At 56.4% G+C, this 15,538-nt stretch carries 14 protein-coding genes and 1 pseudogene; 7 read left to right on the forward strand and 8 right to left on the reverse strand.

What is annotated here, in order from left to right; translation table 11 throughout:
- Positions 1–305 precede the first annotated feature (305 nt).
- The 7 genes from metK (at position 306) to ruvX (ending at position 5,979) form a co-directional block, all read left to right on the forward strand.
- Positions 306–1,457 (forward strand): methionine adenosyltransferase, encoded by a 1,152-nt coding sequence (gene metK, locus I6L49_RS10615; protein ID WP_206900326.1) that lies wholly within the window; start codon positions 306–308, stop codon positions 1,455–1,457.
- Between the two features lie 68 nt (positions 1,458–1,525).
- The gene (locus tag I6L49_RS10620; RefSeq protein WP_127006409.1) at positions 1,526–2,053 is read left to right on the forward strand and encodes a SprT family zinc-dependent metalloprotease; all 528 of its coding nucleotides are present in this window, start codon (positions 1,526–1,528) and stop codon (positions 2,051–2,053) included.
- 74 nt (positions 2,054–2,127) lie between these two features.
- Positions 2,128–2,832: an endonuclease gene (locus I6L49_RS10625; protein WP_216949511.1), complete on the forward strand. Its 705-nt coding sequence runs from the start codon at positions 2,128–2,130 to the stop codon at positions 2,830–2,832.
- 128 nt (positions 2,833–2,960) lie between these two features.
- Positions 2,961–3,692, forward strand: a complete 732-nt coding sequence (gene rsmE / locus I6L49_RS10630; protein ID WP_118854215.1) for a 16S rRNA (uracil(1498)-N(3))-methyltransferase — start codon at positions 2,961–2,963, stop codon at positions 3,690–3,692.
- A gap of 114 nt (positions 3,693–3,806) precedes the next feature.
- Positions 3,807–4,757, forward strand: coding sequence for a glutathione synthase (gene gshB / locus I6L49_RS10635; RefSeq protein ID WP_216949512.1), 951 nt, complete (start codon positions 3,807–3,809; stop codon positions 4,755–4,757).
- 201 nt (positions 4,758–4,958) lie between these two features.
- Positions 4,959–5,513, forward strand: a complete 555-nt coding sequence (locus I6L49_RS10640; protein ID WP_005349793.1) for a YqgE/AlgH family protein — start codon at positions 4,959–4,961, stop codon at positions 5,511–5,513.
- A 43-nt stretch (positions 5,514–5,556) separates the two neighbouring features.
- Complete coding sequence (gene ruvX, locus I6L49_RS10645) at positions 5,557–5,979, forward strand: Holliday junction resolvase RuvX (protein ID WP_005343821.1); 423 nt, start codon at positions 5,557–5,559, stop codon at positions 5,977–5,979.
- Between the two features lie 57 nt (positions 5,980–6,036).
- Here the strand turns inward: ruvX and dtpB are convergent, their stop codons facing one another.
- The 8 genes and pseudogenes from dtpB to ampC form a co-directional block, all read right to left on the reverse strand.
- Entirely contained in the window at positions 6,037–7,542 is a 1,506-nt protein-coding gene (gene dtpB, locus I6L49_RS10650) for a dipeptide/tripeptide permease DtpB (protein WP_201994834.1), read from the reverse strand.
- A gap of 480 nt (positions 7,543–8,022) precedes the next feature.
- The gene (yidZ, locus tag I6L49_RS10655; protein ID WP_216949513.1) at positions 8,023–8,994 is read right to left on the reverse strand and encodes an HTH-type transcriptional regulator YidZ; all 972 of its coding nucleotides are present in this window, start codon (positions 8,992–8,994) and stop codon (positions 8,023–8,025) included.
- A 216-nt stretch (positions 8,995–9,210) separates the two neighbouring features.
- Positions 9,211–9,932 (reverse strand): annotated as a pseudogene (locus I6L49_RS10660) (IS5 family transposase); the annotation flags it as partial.
- 107 nt (positions 9,933–10,039) lie between these two features.
- Positions 10,040–10,984 carry a hypothetical protein gene (locus I6L49_RS10665; RefSeq protein ID WP_216949515.1) on the reverse strand — a complete coding sequence of 315 codons (945 nt, stop codon included), beginning with the start codon at positions 10,982–10,984 and terminating at the stop codon, positions 10,040–10,042.
- A 22-nt stretch (positions 10,985–11,006) separates the two neighbouring features.
- Complete coding sequence (locus I6L49_RS10670; protein WP_128815669.1) at positions 11,007–11,360, reverse strand: hypothetical protein; 354 nt, start codon at positions 11,358–11,360, stop codon at positions 11,007–11,009.
- 416 nt (positions 11,361–11,776) lie between these two features.
- Positions 11,777–12,748, reverse strand: coding sequence for an HTH-type transcriptional regulator YidZ (yidZ, locus tag I6L49_RS10675; RefSeq protein WP_216949516.1), 972 nt, complete (start codon positions 12,746–12,748; stop codon positions 11,777–11,779).
- Between the two features lie 18 nt (positions 12,749–12,766).
- The gene (locus I6L49_RS10680; protein WP_216949517.1) at positions 12,767–13,939 is read right to left on the reverse strand and encodes an MFS transporter; all 1,173 of its coding nucleotides are present in this window, start codon (positions 13,937–13,939) and stop codon (positions 12,767–12,769) included.
- Positions 13,940–14,248: 309 nt separating this feature from the next.
- Entirely contained in the window at positions 14,249–15,397 is a 1,149-nt protein-coding gene (gene ampC, locus I6L49_RS10685) for an FOX/MOX family class C beta-lactamase (protein WP_216949518.1), read from the reverse strand.
- Between the last annotated feature and the right edge of the window lie 141 nt (positions 15,398–15,538).

Raw genomic sequence — 15,538 nt, forward strand, 5'->3', positions numbered from 1 at the left:
GCGTTATTGTCCCAGCAGGGCGCGCGGCGTGCAAATATTATCTGGATGAATAAAGTGGCTTTGGGAGGACAATCGCTTTTCTTGCCCTCTATTGACCAAAGCAACCAGAGAAAAACGTTTGATTTCCATCCCTTTCGGGATAGGAGAGCACCGCTTGTGACCCATTGGACACTGCGCGACAAAATAGTGCTGGCAATCACGGGGGGCGCTAATTAAAATAGACGTCCAGATGTAGATACCTCTACACCATCCCATTCATCCGGTTATTGCCGTGGCGATAACCCAGACAAGCTGAGACTCTTATCATGGCAAAGCTGTTTACTTCCGAGTCGGTCTCCGAAGGCCATCCCGACAAGATTGCGGACCAGATCTCCGATGCGGTACTGGACGCCATCCTCAAGCAAGATACCAAGGCACGCGTTGCCTGTGAGACTCTGGTCAAGACCGGTATGGTCATGGTGGCCGGTGAAGTAACCACCTCTGCCTGGGTAGACATCGAGCAGATCGTGCGTGATACCGTACGTGAAATCGGCTACACCCACTCCGACATGGGCTTCGACGCTGACTCCTGCGCCGTGCTGAACGCCATCGGCAAGCAGTCCCCGGACATCAACCAGGGTGTTGACCGCAGCGATCCGCTGGAGCAGGGCGCTGGCGACCAGGGCCTGATGTTCGGCTACGCCACCAACGAAACCGACGTGCTGATGCCGGCCCCCATCACCTACTCTCACCTGCTGGTGAAGCGTCAGGCTGAAGTGCGCAAGAACGGCACCCTGCCGTGGCTGCGTCCGGATGCCAAGAGCCAGCTGACCTTCGCCTACGACGACGCAGGCAAGATCATCGGTGTGGATGCCGTTGTACTGTCTACCCAGCACGCCGAATCCATCAGCCACAAGGATCTGGTTGAAGCGGTACGCGAAGAGATCATCAAGCCGGTACTGCCGGCCGAGTGGGTCAACAAGGACACCAAATACTTCATCAACCCGACCGGCCGTTTCGTTATCGGCGGCCCGATGGGTGACTGCGGTCTGACCGGTCGCAAGATCATCGTCGACACCTACGGCGGCATGGCTCGTCACGGTGGTGGCGCCTTCTCCGGTAAGGATCCGTCCAAGGTTGACCGCTCCGCAGCCTACGCCGCCCGCTACGTTGCCAAAAACATCGTTGCCGCCGGTCTGGCCGATCGCTGTGAAATCCAGATCTCCTACGCCATCGGCGTGGCCGAGCCGACCTCCATCAGCGTCGAGACCTTCGGCACTGCCAAGGTCGCCGAAGAACTGCTGGTCAAGCTGGTGCGCGAGCACTTCGAACTGCGCCCGTATGGTCTGATCGAAATGCTGGATCTGAAGCGTCCTATCTACCAGGCTACCGCAGCCTACGGTCACTTCGGTCGCGACGAGTTCCCGTGGGAGCAGACCGACAAGGCCGAACTGCTGCGTTCTGCCGCTGGCCTGTAAGGCTCGCTGTTGTGATAAAAGGGGAGCCTGGCTCCCCTTTAGCTTATCCGCCATTTGACGAGATGTTGATGTCTGCCACCCCTTCCCAGCTTGTCGCCCTGCTGCAACAACGCGTAGAAGCCTGCTTTGTGCAGGCCGAGGCGCGCCTTGGCCGCCCCTTCCCACGCCCGCGGATCTACTGCAATATGCGGGGCCGGGCGGCGGGATCGGCGCGGCTGCAAACCTGGGAGCTGCGCTTCAATCCCGCCCTCTATCAGGCCAACCAGCAGGCGTTTCTGGATGAGGTGGTGCCCCACGAGGTGGCCCATCTGCTGGTCTATGCCCTGTGGGGTGAAGGTCGCGGCAAAAGCCGGGTCTTGCCCCACGGCAAGCAGTGGCAATCGGTGATGCGGGAGGTGTTCGGCCTTGAGCCCAGAACTACCCACAGCTTCGATCTGGCGGTACTGGCCCAGCGCACCGTGCCCTATCGCTGTCACTGCCAGCAGCATCAGCTCTCTACTCGCCGCCACAACAAGGTGGTACGTGGCGAAGCCCGCTATCACTGTCGTCGCTGCAAGCAGCCCCTGGAGCGGGAACGGCCGGAGCCAGAGCAGTAAGCCAGCTTGTGTCGCGCCCCTGTGGTAGGGTGCCCGCCATCGTTCGTCAATCACCCTGTTTTGCAAGGAATCCCATGCGTTTCATCTCCTCCCTCGCCCTGACCCTGCTGGCCGGTTTACCGCTGCTCAGCGCCCCCCTGCACGCCCAGACCTTTCGCGAAGCCAAGCAGGATCTGGTGAAGCTCTATCGCAGCCAGCCTGCAGTCACCACCTTCTACTGCGGCTGCAACATCGACTATCAGGGCAAGAAAATGAGCCCGGATCTCGCCAGCTGCGGCTATGAGCCGCGCAAGCAGGCCAAACGCGCCGCCCGCATCGAGTGGGAACACGTGGTCCCCGCCTGGGAGTTCGGCCACCAGCTGCAGTGCTGGCAGGATGGCGGTCGCAAGAACTGCGAAAAAGCGAGCCCCGAGTTCAACAAGATGGAGGGGGATATGCACAACCTCTTCCCCGCCATTGGCGAGGTGAACGGCGATCGGGCCAACTACCGCTTCTCCGACTGGAACGGCAAGCCGGATCAGTACGGTCAGTGCCAGATGCTGGTGGATTTCAAGGATCGTCGGGTGCAGCCGCCCAAGGGGCCGGTACGGGGCCAGATTGCCCGCGCCTACCTCTACATGAGCCAGCAGTATGGGCTGCGTCTGGCAGCGCAACAGCGTAAACTGTTTGAAGCCTGGGATCGCCAGTACCCGGCAGAGGGCTGGGAGTGTGAGCGCAACCGCCGCATCGGCACGCTGCAGGGCAATACCAATCCCTTTATTGAAAAGCAGTGCCAATAACCCCATTTGACCAGGGAGGGGGATCGCCCCTCCTAATCATGAAACCCTTCCCTTCTGCCGCGTGAGCCTTGCTTGCCGCCTCGCAGCAGGATATGAAGGTTTTCCAAGCAAGAGACTGACAAGCAGCCATGCGCATTCCACGTATCTATGAACCGGCCACCCTGCAAGTTGGCCAGACCATCGCCCTGTCGGAAGACGGTGCCAACCATATCGGCCGGGTACTGCGCATGCAGCCGGGCCAGCAGCTCGAGCTGTTCAACGGCGATGGCAATCAATATCCCGCCACCATCGCCAGCGTCGGCAAAAAGTCGGTGGAAGTGACCATCGACCGCTGCGATACCCAATCGGTGGAGTCACCGCTGGCCATCCACCTCGGTCAGGTGATCAGCCGTGGCGACAAGATGGACTTCACCATACAGAAATCGGTGGAGCTGGGCGTCACCTGCATCACCCCGCTCTTCTCCGAGCGCTGCGGCGTCAAGCTGCCAGCCGATCGGCTGGAGAAGAAACGCGAACAGTGGCAGAAGGTGGTGATCAGCGCCTGCGAACAGTGCGGCCGCAACGTGGTGCCAGAGGTGCGCATGCCGATGGAGCTGGACGCCTGGCTGGCAGAAGAGACCAAGGAGCTCAAGCTCAACCTGCACCCGCGCGCCGAGTACAGCATCAACACCCTGCCCGTTCCCGAGCACGGTGTGCGCCTGCTGATTGGCCCGGAAGGGGGCTTGTCGAGCGACGAGATCGCCCGTACCGTGCAGGAAGATTTCAAAGAGATGCTGCTGGGGCCGCGGGTGCTCCGCACCGAAACCGCCGCCCTGACGGCGATCACTGCGCTGCAGTGCCGCTTTGGCGATCTGGCTTGATACTATCGGCCGCATCAATCAGCCCCATGGCTGCATCGACGCAGCCGCAAGCGGCCGATTACGCTGCGCTAATCGACCCTACAACCCTATCGAGCCATTAAAAAGGAACAGCGGATGACCATTAAACTCGGCATCGTGATGGACCCCATCTCGGCCATCAACATCAAGAAAGATTCCAGCTTTGCCATGCTCGAAGAGGCGCAAAAGCGCGGCTATGAGCTCTTCTATCTGGAGATGAAGGATCTCTACATGGAAGCCGGTCGCGCCTTTGGCACCATGCGCCCGCTCACCGTCAAATATGACTATGCCGACTGGTACACGCTGGGCGAGGTGGTGGATCAGCCCCTCTCCAACCTCGATGTGATCCTGATGCGCAAGGATCCGCCGTTCGACACCGAATTTATCTATGCCACCTACATGCTGGAGCGGGCCGAGGATGAGGGTTGCCTTATCGTCAACAAGCCGCAGAGCCTGCGCGACGCCAACGAGAAGCTCTACACGGCCTGGTTTGCCGAGCATACCCCGACCACGCTGGTGACACGCCGCGCCGACAAGCTGCGCGCCTTCCACGCGAAGCATAAGGACGTGATCCTCAAGCCGCTGGACGGCATGGGCGGCGCCTCCATCTTCCGCATGAAGGAAGATGACGCCAACGTCGGCGTGATTATCGAAACCCTGACCGCCCACGGCAGCCAGTACTGCATGGCGCAGACCTATCTGCCCGCCATCAAGGATGGCGACAAGCGGGTACTGGTAGTGGACGGTGAACCTGTTCCCTACTGCCTCGCCCGTATTCCGGCGCAGGGCGAAACCCGTGGCAATCTGGCGGCCGGTGGCCGTGGTGAAGCGCGTCCCCTGAGCGAAGCGGACTGGGCCATCGCCCGCGCAGTGGGCCCTACTCTGAAAGAGAAAGGCCTTATCTTCGTCGGCCTCGACATCATCGGCGATCGCCTGACCGAGATTAACGTCACCAGCCCGACCTGCATTCGCGAGATTGAAGCAACCTTCGACGTGCACATCACCGGTATGCTGATGGATGCCATCGAGCGTCGGCTGGGCAAATAATCGCCAGGCAGGCTAAGCCGGCCTGTTCAGGGGTAACCGCCACTGACAAGCCCGGAAACAGAGAGGGTGGCCCGGCGCCACCCCCTCTGTTTCAAGACAATCCGGAAAGGGGCGGGATCTCGCCCAGCCCAAAAAGCGGTTTTTCCCATGGGGATCAACTGCCATAATTGACCTCAAATACCTTTGCACTATTTGGCCTCTATGCAAACACTGCAAAATCACTTCCTGCTTGCCATGCCAAGCCTGACGGATCCCTACTTCGAGCGCTCGCTGGTCTATCTGTGCGAGCACAACGAAGAGGGCGCCATGGGACTGGTCGTCAACATTCCGGTCGAGATGTCGCTGGAAACCATGCTGACCCAGCTCCAGCTCAATCCGCCCAACAACCCGGAGCTCAAGCAGCCGGTGCTGCAAGGGGGGCCGGTTCACGCCGATCGCGGCTTCGTGCTGCACAGCTTCCGCCCCGGTTTCAACTCCACCCTGCAGGTGGGGGATGAGATGATGGTGACCACCTCCAAGGATATTCTGGAAACCCTGGGTACGAGCGAAGCCCCTGCCCATTGGCTGGTGGCCCTTGGCTATGCCGGCTGGAGCGCCGGGCAGCTGGAGCAGGAGCTGGTGGACGGCGCCTGGCTGGTGATCCCCCCCAATCCGGCTCTGGTGTTCAAGACCCCCATTCACAAACGTTGGCAGCAAGCTGCCGCCAGCATAGGGGTGAACCCGGTTCACCTCTCCAGCGATATCGGCCACAGCTGATCGGCTGGCCCGCTCCGCTCTCTATTTCAAGGATTTATCAGTTATGTCATCACGCAGCATCATGGGCTTTGACTATGGCACCAAGAGCATTGGCGTCGCCATCGGTCAGGAGCTGACTGGCACAGCCCAGCCTCTGCGCGCCCTCAAGGCCAACGACGGCATCCCCAACTGGGACGAGATTGAGAAGCTGCTCAAGGAGTGGCAACCGGACCTGCTGGTGGTCGGCCTGCCGCTGAACATGGATGGCACCGATCAGGAGATCACGGTACGGGCCCGCAAATTCGGCAACCGGCTGCATGGCCGTTTCGGCAAGCCGGTGGAATTCAAGGATGAGCGACTCACCACCACAGATGCCCGCGCCCGCCTGTTTGAGCGAGGCGGCTATCGCGCGCTGGAAAAAGGCAGTGTGGACGGCGTCTCGGCGCAGTTGATCGTCGAAGCCTGGATGGAAGAGCAGTACAACTAAGCCATCAACAGCAAGGCAAGGGTCGCCGCCCTTGCCTTGTCTCGCACAATCCCCTCATTACGCCTGTGATTGTCCCGCCACCAGCCCTTCGGCTTCGGTCGGCGTCGCATTCATCATCCGGTTGAGCCAGGGCACCATCAGCCCCATCACTACCGCAATCAGCAGAGTCGCCATCCCGATCTTGCCAAATACGCCGGTGTAAATGGGCAAAGTTTGCAGCGGATCCGTCATCCCTTGCGGCACGGCGGTAAAGGTCGCCACATAGCCTCCCAGCAGGGATGCCATCGCTTGAGTCAGGAACCACATTCCGAGAATGAAGCCCATCAGCCGTTGCGGCACCAGCGCGGCGACCATCGCCAGCCCCAGGGCGCTGATCATCAGCTCACCCAGACTCTGGAACAGATAGATAAGCACCATAAACCAGGGGGAGGTAAGCCCCTGCTCATCGGCAAACCACCAGCCGGATGCCGCCGCCGTCAGAAAGCCCAGCGAGCAGAAGAACATTCCGAGGGTGAATTTGAGCGGCATGGTGAGATCCCGCCCCTTGCTGCCCATCCGGGTATAGATCATCGCGAGTACCGGGCTACCCACCACCACCCAGAAGGGGTTGAGCGCCTGGAAGCTGATGGGGTTGACGCTCATGCCCAGCATTTCGTGGTGCATGTTGTTGATGGCAAAGAAGTTCAGAGACGTCGGCATCTGGGCGTACAGCACGTAGAAGAGCACCGCCTCCAGCATCAGTACGAAGGCCACATACATCTTGTTGCGGCCCACGGTATCGAGCCTGAACGCCTCGCGAAAGAAGAAAATCACCACGGCGATGGTTACCGTCATCAGCACCATGTTGGCGATCACCACGTGGTGCATCAGCCAGGCGCAGAAGAAGACCATGGCTACCGAACCCAATATAACCAGCAGCAGCTTGCTGTAATCGAGCGGCAGGTGATCCGGCGCGGAGCCAATATCCTTGACCATATTGCGGCAGGCAAAAAAGGTGAGCAGCGCAATAATCAGCCCCACCCCGCACAGGTTATAGGTCACGGTATAGCCGTAGTGATCGGCAATCACCGGCGCGAGCGAGAGGGAAATAAGGGAGCCAATATTGATCGACATATAGAACAGGGTAAACGCCCCATCCAGCCGCGGATCTTTTGGCTGGTAGCATTTTGACAGCAGGCTGGCCGGATTGGCCTTGAACAGGCAGTTACCGACTGCAATGGTGCCCAGCGCATAGAAAATCAGGTCGGGATTGTAGATAGAGAGGCCGGTCATAAAGTAGCCTATCACCAGCACCACGGCCCCCAGCACCATGGTGCGCTTGGTGCCAAGCACATGGTCGCCGACATAGCCACCGACCGAGATCAGACCATATACCAGCGCCGAGAAGGCACCGAAGGTAATAAAGGATTGCTCTTGGGAAAAACCCAGTTGCTGTACAAAGAAGACCGCCAATATCCCCTGCACGCCGTAATAACCGAAGCGCTCCCAGAGTTCGACGAAAAATATCATAAAGAAGGGTTTGGGCTGTTGTAACAACCCTGTGGGTGCTGTTGCTGGACGCATAGTAACCTGCCTTGATAGCTGCTTATTGTTATAAATCTGATGGCGGTGAGCCCATGAAATGAAATACCTGCCAAGCCACCCGACAGCGACCTTGCCCTTTGCTGGCAAGCCGCCACTCGTTATCTGGCAACAGATGTTTCATTGGTCATCTTCAAGGTGCTAAGTGGGGCAAGAAGCGACACTGATGCACCGCAAAGGGGCGAGCAGAAATAAGGGGGCACGCCCCGTTATTTCAAGGTAAGGCATGTTATGTCACTGGCAATTACCTGACTTAATGGTTGATCACACTTTAAAATCCGACTTTCATGATGTTTTCTAATGAAACAGGATTACAAATTCTCTTGCAAAGAGTATCACTCGAGACGTGATTTATCTTCAATTCTGTGTATTGAACGACAGCAAATGGCTCTCTGCACAGCCATCGCAGGCTCAGGACAACTGACAGGCACAAAAAAGCCGGCGCAGATCCGCCGGCTGAATTCAGGTAGCCCCCTGGGCTGGTGCTCGCTGATAGAGCCGCCTTATCTCCTGCAGTAACCACCTAATCTTTGAGTCCTGATTATGCCGCTTGTGCCAAAGCAGGATAAAAGTGAGTTCCAGCTTGCTGTAGAGACGCTCGGGCAGAGGTAGCGGCAGGGTAACGAGATTGGGATGATATTTGGCCGCAAACGCGGTGCAGTAGGAGGGCGCAACCGCAATAAGCGCCTGCTGCGACTGGGCAGCCATATACAGCGCCTGTTCGAAGCTGGATACCATCACGGATACATTTCGCTTGAGACCTTCATCTTCCAGCAACATATCCAGACTCCATGTCTCTTTGACCTCCAGCACCACACTGCAATGGGAACAGGCCAAAAAATTATTCAGCGACCACTGCCGCTGGAGCAGCGGATGATCTCTGCGCAGGAAGACCACTGGCCTGTCGCAAAAGAGCTCTTCATGATCGATGTAGTAGGGCAGATTGCCGAGTTTGAGCAGAGAGCGGTCGTAACTTTCACGCACACAGATACCAAGGTCGGCATCGCCATTGACGATATCGCCAAGAGAGTGGCGATTCCACGCCAGCATCTTGACCACCGAGTTAGGGTAATGCTCATGGATGGTGATAGGCAGATCACTGAGCAGATTATTGTAGAAAGGGGATTGCACCATCAGACTGAAGCGAGCCCCATCGGGGATAGCATCACGATTAAGCGAGGTGATAACGCCGGTAAGCTGGAACCAGAGTTCCAGCTCCTCCCCCAGCGTCAAGGCAAGATTGGTAGGTTGCAACCCCCTGCGCCCTCTCACAAAAAGCGGATCGGCAAACCACTCCCGCAACTTGGCCAATCCCTTGCTTACCGTGGAAGGCGTCACATTGAGCAGCTTGGCCGCACCGGCCACACTGCGCTCAGCCAGCAGGTATTTGAAAAGCACCAGCAGATTCAAATCAAGATCTTTGAGCGCACGCATATCTCTTCTCGTCAGGCATTAGCCATAGCTGCCTTGATACAATAGCGGCCCGTCATAACGCTTGCCATCGCAGCGTAATGACGGGCCGACAGAGTGGCTTGCCGTTGAACATCAACAACAAGGGACTAAGAGCCGCTAACAAAACCGTTCAACAAAGCGTAGGCAGATAACGGCGCAAGCCAGCGTCAACAAGGCGAGATGGATATCCAACCGTCGCTCGAAACGTATTCGTAGCTTCCCAAAGCCTGCTAGCCAACCATGAGTGCGTTCTACAACCCAGCGATGACAACCCAATCGCTCATTGCTATCGATGCCTCGCCGGGCAATACGAACCTTGATACCCCGTCGCCTCAGATAATCTCGACAACGGCGAAAATCATACCCTTTGTCTGCGTGTAGCTTGTCAGGTCGACATCGTGGTCGCCCTCTCTTACCTGCTAACGCCGGAAGTGCATCCAACAAGGGCTCAAACATTATCGAGTCATGGCGATTGGCGCCTGATACAAGCACTGCGAGCGGTATGCCCTGACGGTCCACCACTATGTGTCGTTTACTGCCCAGCTTGCCTCTGTCTGTCGGGTTACGTCCTGTTTCCTGGCCCCCCGGGGGCTGGCTACGCTCGCGCCATCGAGGCTTGTTCTACTCCAGTCGATGTGGCCAGCTTGATGTAGCTGGCTCAGGAGCGCCACGTGAAGTCGCTGCCAGATGCCTTGAGCTTGCCAATCACGTAGGCGACGCCAGCACGTCATTCCGCTGCCAAAACCCAAAGACTGGGGTAAGTCCTCCCACGGGATCCCGGTAGTAAGGACAAACAGAATACCGTTGAGAACGGCATAGTCATCGAGGCGTGGACGGCCACCCCGTGGCGAAGGCTGGTGAGGTGGCAGAAGTGGCTGCAAGGACTTCCATAGCTGGTTACTGATGATTTTTCGTGTCATGCCGGCTATGTGGGGACTGGTATCGTTCGAATCAACTTAGTTTTGTTAGCGGCTATAATTCCCGCACTGCCATCAACCTGATTTGTGACGACTGGCCAAACTTTTGCCTAGCTCTTTGGCACCACAAAGAAGAGACCTTCCAGATTCGGGAAACCAATCACCAGCATCTCTGTCCCTCCGTCATTTTTAAAGGTTGCTATATGAGCGACCACACCATCCCTGCCCTTGGCTAACGCTTCGTTATTGTAGTAATCATTAGGCGTCCAGTTAGCCCCCTTTGCCGGGTCAAACTGGCATTGATCAAATCCACTAAAAGCAACTATGTCACGACGAGAGCGTGGCACATTATTACGGCCAACCAATGTGCATCCGGCGGCAGGCAACTCCAGGGTAACTGTCACCATATCCCCATTGCGGGTAGTCTCCACATTACCCAGCATATCGGTTGCAAGTCCATTATTGGGATGCCAACTGGCTGTATTAACAAGATTGATTTCTATCGGTGTTAATTTTATTTTACCAGACCAGTTGGCATAACTGGCCGTCCCTATCAAAGATAAATCAAGCCCATTAGGGGCCTTTTTTACCTCATCCACCATCCTCAACTTATTAGCCGCAATAGATATTTTTTCCCTGCTCTGTTCGACTGATGGTGCGCTATGACTTCTGCTCACTCTATTCACAACCAGCTCACCCGGCACCTTGGTTAATTTATTAAATCCTGTAAACCACACACTGAATAAGTGACCGTCATCCACCATGACTTGCCAATTATCTTTCTGTTTTGATCCAAAGTTATAGTTTAAAGCTAAACCAGCCAAACCTAATGTACCATCACTATTTATTAGTTGAGATTTATAAAGATTGGCCGGAATGGAATAAATACTTTCAGCATCGTGGGGGGTTATTTCACCATCAATATTGACCAATTGTTGTGGAGTGTTTGTATTACTCTGTTTTACCACAGAGACTTTGGATTCGTCGGAGCCACCGCCACAACCATACAAAGCCCCCACACAGCTCACAACCAACAATATACTCTTCAGTTTCATCACACCTTGTCTCCTCTTTTTGTCATCCTGCACAATCAATTCTTGTCGTACGAGGCGCATACAGGCCTGCGCTCAAACTGCCAAAGACAGAGTCCAAAAATCCCCGTTTTGTCTCTATCTGCACGACATTTTCAACACCATGACAAATAGCTGCCGCATCAATTTTGTCATTTAGACCGAAGTCGACATCAGAAAAGAAGAAATGGCTGGTAATCTCTTCTGAATGGATAATCGCACCTTTATTAAGTGCAATAGTCTGTGAGCCATCAGAGTGAACAGTATTCTTGGCACAGCCACAGAGAAATACGGTCAACAAACTGGTGACCGTTATAGTTTTGCAATTAATCATATAAACAACCTTTTTAGTTCCACTCACCAACTACATCGAACCTTTACTGCTATAACCATGGGGTCAAATAGAGCTTTTCTGGTATAAAGAAAAATAAAAGTCGTAATGATTTACTTCATGAGGGTTCAAATACTAATAGACGTCCCCTGAATAAACATCCAGATGTACAAAATGGTAACAATGTCAAATAAGTCAACATTATTAACATTGTAATTACTGCGTAGCCTCTGGCATACACAGAAAAAAATATTTTCAGTGCAATGCAGAGGCGTTTATTATAAGTGGCAGTATCTAACAGAGGGAGGTATAGAGTCTATAGCAAAACAGGAAGTCAGAACGTTCCATTACGGAATCTATGTTAAGGAAATGTACCAATATAAATACATTTTTATCAGTATCAGCTATTCAGCGCGCATAAAAAAACGGAGCAAACGCTCCGGTTTTTATCCATTAGATTGTTCCGACTCGCGATTGTAAAGCCGCCTTATCTCGTTGCGCAGCCACATTACCTTGGCATCCTGATTGTGCCGCTTGTGCCAGAGCAGGATAAATGCGATCCCCAACTGCTGATAGAGTTTCTCCGGCAGTGGCAAGGGCATGGCAATGAGATTGGCATGGTGCTTGGCCGCATACCCCCCGCAGTAGGAAGGCACCACCGCGATCAGCTCGTGGCTCGACTGGGAGGCAATATGCAGCGCCTGCTCGAAGCTGGAGACCATGATGGGCACCTCCCGCTTCAGCCCCTCGTCCTCCAGCAGACTGTCGAGAGCCCAGGTATCGTTCGCTTCCCACACCATGCTGATCTGGGGGCAGGCCAGAAAGTTCTCCAGCGACCACTTCTGCTGGAGCAAGGGGTGATCCTTGCGCAGAAAAACCACCGGGCGATCGGTGAACAGCACCTCATGATCGATGTAATAAGGCAAGCGGTTGACCTTGGCCAGAGAGCGGCCATGGGTCTCGCGGGCACAAAAGCCGAGATCTGCATCGCCATTGACGATGTCGTTGAGGGAGTGGTGATCCCACCCCAGCATCCTGACCACCGAGTTGGGGTACTTCTGGTAGATGGTCATGGGCAGATCGCTCAGGAAGCTGATGTAGAAGGGGGACTCCATCACCAGGGTGAAGCGGGCACCATCGGGGATCGCCTCGCTATTGAGCGAGGTGATGCTGTCAGTGAGCTGGAACCAGACCTTCAGCTCCTCCTCCAGGGTCAGGGAGAGGTTGGTGGGCTGCAATCCCTGCCGCACCCGCACAAACAGGGGATCGTCAAACCACTCCCGCAATTTGGCGAGGGACTTGCTCACCGCCGACGGGGTGACACAGAGCTTTTTGGCCGCCCCTGCCACACTGCGCTCCTGCATCAGGTACTTGAAGACCACCAGCAGGTTCAAATCGAGTTCACCCAGATTGCGCATATCCCCTCTCATCTTCCATCAGCCCTGCGACCGCGCTTCACGAAGCGCGAGCCATGGTAACAGCCCTTTGACAGCCAGGTAACTGAGCAGTGCCAGCAGCAAGGCGCAGATCAGCATCTCGGTCGGGGCAAAGCCAAGTTGACCCAGCAGCCATATGTAGAGGCCGGAGAGGCTGATCTGCATGATGCAGAGCACGGCACTGGCGAACGCCACGTTATGCTGGCAACCATCGAGCGCCTCCCCCATCGCCACCCCGAAGCCACAGGAGAACCCGACACAGACCAGCGCAAACCCCGGCAGCAACAGATGGATATCGCCCCCCGCCTGCCAGCTGCCGAACAGTGAGCACGCCGCCAGCAGATAGGAGAGATGAGACACAGCCAGCACTTTCTGTTTGCCCAACCAGCGCAACAGCAGGGGCGTCAGGAAGGAGGTGGACATACTCACGCCGGCCATCACCATCATCACGATGGAGTACTGCTCGGTAGTGAAGCCAAACTCCTTCATCAGGATCAGCGGCGAGACGCTGACATAGACCAGAATGGCGGTCACACTGGCACTGGTCAGCAGGGAGAGCAGCATAAAGCGCGGCGAGCGCAGCAGGGCAAAGGGCAGCGCAGCGCCACTGTCCGGTTGCCGCGCCGGGCGGGTCTCTTTGAGCAGAAGCAAGTTCACCAGACCGCTGACGGCAGCCACCAGCGCCATCGCCACGAAGATCCCGCGCCAGTCAAAATGGGACAGGATGAGGTAACCGAGCACCGGCGCCAACACCGGGATCACGCAGATGACCCCGTTAATCATTGAAAGTGCCATCGCCAGCCGCTCCTGACACAGCACGTCCCGCAGCACGGTAAAGGTCATGATATAGAGCGCACCGGCCCCGACTCCCTGCCAGAAACGGCCGAAATAGAACTGACTTATCCCCTCTGCACTGCCTGCCACCAGCGAGGCGAGGACAAAAATCAGCGCCCCCCCGAGCACCACCCAGCGCCGCCCGTAGCGATCGGCAATCATCCCCCCCAGCAGCACGGTGGCCGCCATACCGAACAGATAGATAGAGAAGGCGGTGTGGATCTGCGCCTCGCTAGCCTGCAGGGTATCGGCAATCTGGGGCACGGCGACCAGATAGAGATCGATCCCGACCGGATAGAGGATGATCATCAGAAAAGTGCACAACAGGAATACAGGCATGGATGCTCCATAACAGATTGGCGTGCTGATACCAGCCAGATCACAGCGACAGGCGAACAGTGGCGGCGCCAAGGTGGTAACAAACGTAATGAACATGACAGCGGACAGGGCCGCAATGGGGGGAACTATATGGTGGGCCCACCGCCCTCACCTAGTGAAGAGATGGCGATCGGTACATTCCTGTCAGGAAATATACTTTCAAATCACGAGCCGTTTAGGCAATGAGGCTAAGGACGGCGGCAGTGGACAACGCAAATAACTACGCCGGGTCACCCCAGCGTAGCTATCTCGGTCAGAACAACCACACTGTCACTTCGCCAGCTGGCTCAGGATCGCGTGAGCCGCCGTCACCCTGGCATCGATGGGGTAGTTGCGATTGGCCAGCATCACGATGCCAATCCCCTTGGCGGGCACAAAGGCCACATAGGCACCGAAGCCGTTGGTCGAACCCGTCTTGTTATAGAGTCGCGCCCCCTCCGTCTCTTGGGACGCGGCAACAGATTTGACCGGGTTGGCATTGTAAATCACCGCCGGAGAGTTGCCCGCCAGCAATGCCTGCTCGGTCACCGGATAGGCGTAACTCTCCCAGCCCAGTCCCTGAGTCATCCCGCCTACCGAGTAGTGCCCTTTATGGGTCAGGGAGATGGCCTGCTGCAACGCCTTGTCATCAGCCCCGCTGATGTTGGCCTCCACGAAGGCGAGCAGATCCGCCGAGCTGGTCTTGATGCCATAGGCCTCGTCAGCCAGCACGCCCGGATTGACCCTGATGGGCTTGTCTTCCTTCGAGTAGCCGTAGGCATAATTCGCCATGGCCGACTCCGGCACCTGGATATAGGTGTGATGCAAACCCAGCTTGGGCAGCAGGGTCTGGCTCATCAGTTGCTCGAAGGGTTGGCCAAGGCTATGCGCGGCAAGGTGACCGAACAGCCCGATGCTAGGGTTCGAGTACTGACGATGGCTGCCCGGCTGATAGGCCGGTGACCACTGCCGATAATAAGTACGCATCTTGTCATCCGAATCCACCTCGTCAGGGAACTGCAACGGCAAACCGCCTGCACTGTAGGTAGCAAGATCGGCCATGGTCACACCATCAAAGGCAGAGCCTTTCAGCCAGGTTGCGTGCTGGCTCACCTTGTCATCCAACTTGAAGCCCCCTTTGACCACGGCGTAGGCACCGAGGGTCGCGGTCAGGGTCTTGCTGACCGAGCCGATTTCAAACAGGGTCTGCTCGCTGACGCGCTGACCGTTCTCCCGGTTGGCAACGCCATAGTTGAAGTAGTGGGCCTTGCCATCTTTCAGTACGGCAACCGCCATTCCCGGGATCCGGTACTCCTTGAGCACGGGTTGAATGGCGCCGTCCACGATGGCGGTGAGAGAAGCATCCTCTGCAGCAGAAGCGAATGAAGAGATCAGCAGGGAACCCAGCGTCAGCAGCGAGAGAGTTGTTGGTTGTTTCATGACATCTGTCTTGTGGTGAGTTGAGAAGTGCATCATAAGGACGCTTGGTGAGCTGAGCGTGAACAACTGTGAAGTCGGTGTGAAGTCATTGAAAAAACGGGCCATTTCTATGGTTTTACGGCGTACTGAGCCCGCCCTGAG

The organism is Aeromonas sp. FDAARGOS 1419 (assembly GCF_019047045.1).
Lineage (GTDB): Bacteria > Pseudomonadota > Gammaproteobacteria > Enterobacterales > Aeromonadaceae > Aeromonas > Aeromonas veronii.

Bases quoted from the DNA above. Each gene is read 5' to 3' on its own strand.
- I6L49_RS10620 (WP_127006409.1), top strand. From the start codon at position 1,526: ATGTCTGCCACCCCTTCCCAGCTTGTCGCCCTGCTGCAACAACGCGTA.
- I6L49_RS10665 (WP_216949515.1), bottom strand. From the start codon at position 10,984: ATGAAACTGAAGAGTATATTGTTGGTTGTGAGCTGTGTGGGGGCTTTG.
- I6L49_RS10640 (WP_005349793.1), top strand. From the start codon at position 4,959: ATGCAAACACTGCAAAATCACTTCCTGCTTGCCATGCCAAGCCTGACG.
- yidZ (WP_216949513.1), bottom strand. From the start codon at position 8,994: ATGCGTGCGCTCAAAGATCTTGATTTGAATCTGCTGGTGCTTTTCAAA.
- ampC (WP_216949518.1), bottom strand. From the start codon at position 15,397: ATGAAACAACCAACAACTCTCTCGCTGCTGACGCTGGGTTCCCTGCTG.
- dtpB (WP_201994834.1), bottom strand. From the start codon at position 7,542: ATGCGTCCAGCAACAGCACCCACAGGGTTGTTACAACAGCCCAAACCC.
- gshB (WP_216949512.1), top strand. From the start codon at position 3,807: ATGACCATTAAACTCGGCATCGTGATGGACCCCATCTCGGCCATCAAC.
- ruvX (WP_005343821.1), top strand. From the start codon at position 5,557: ATGTCATCACGCAGCATCATGGGCTTTGACTATGGCACCAAGAGCATT.
- rsmE (WP_118854215.1), top strand. From the start codon at position 2,961: ATGCGCATTCCACGTATCTATGAACCGGCCACCCTGCAAGTTGGCCAG.
- I6L49_RS10680 (WP_216949517.1), bottom strand. From the start codon at position 13,939: ATGCCTGTATTCCTGTTGTGCACTTTTCTGATGATCATCCTCTATCCG.
- metK (WP_206900326.1), top strand. From the start codon at position 306: ATGGCAAAGCTGTTTACTTCCGAGTCGGTCTCCGAAGGCCATCCCGAC.
- I6L49_RS10625 (WP_216949511.1), top strand. From the start codon at position 2,128: ATGCGTTTCATCTCCTCCCTCGCCCTGACCCTGCTGGCCGGTTTACCG.
- yidZ (WP_216949516.1), bottom strand. From the start codon at position 12,748: ATGCGCAATCTGGGTGAACTCGATTTGAACCTGCTGGTGGTCTTCAAG.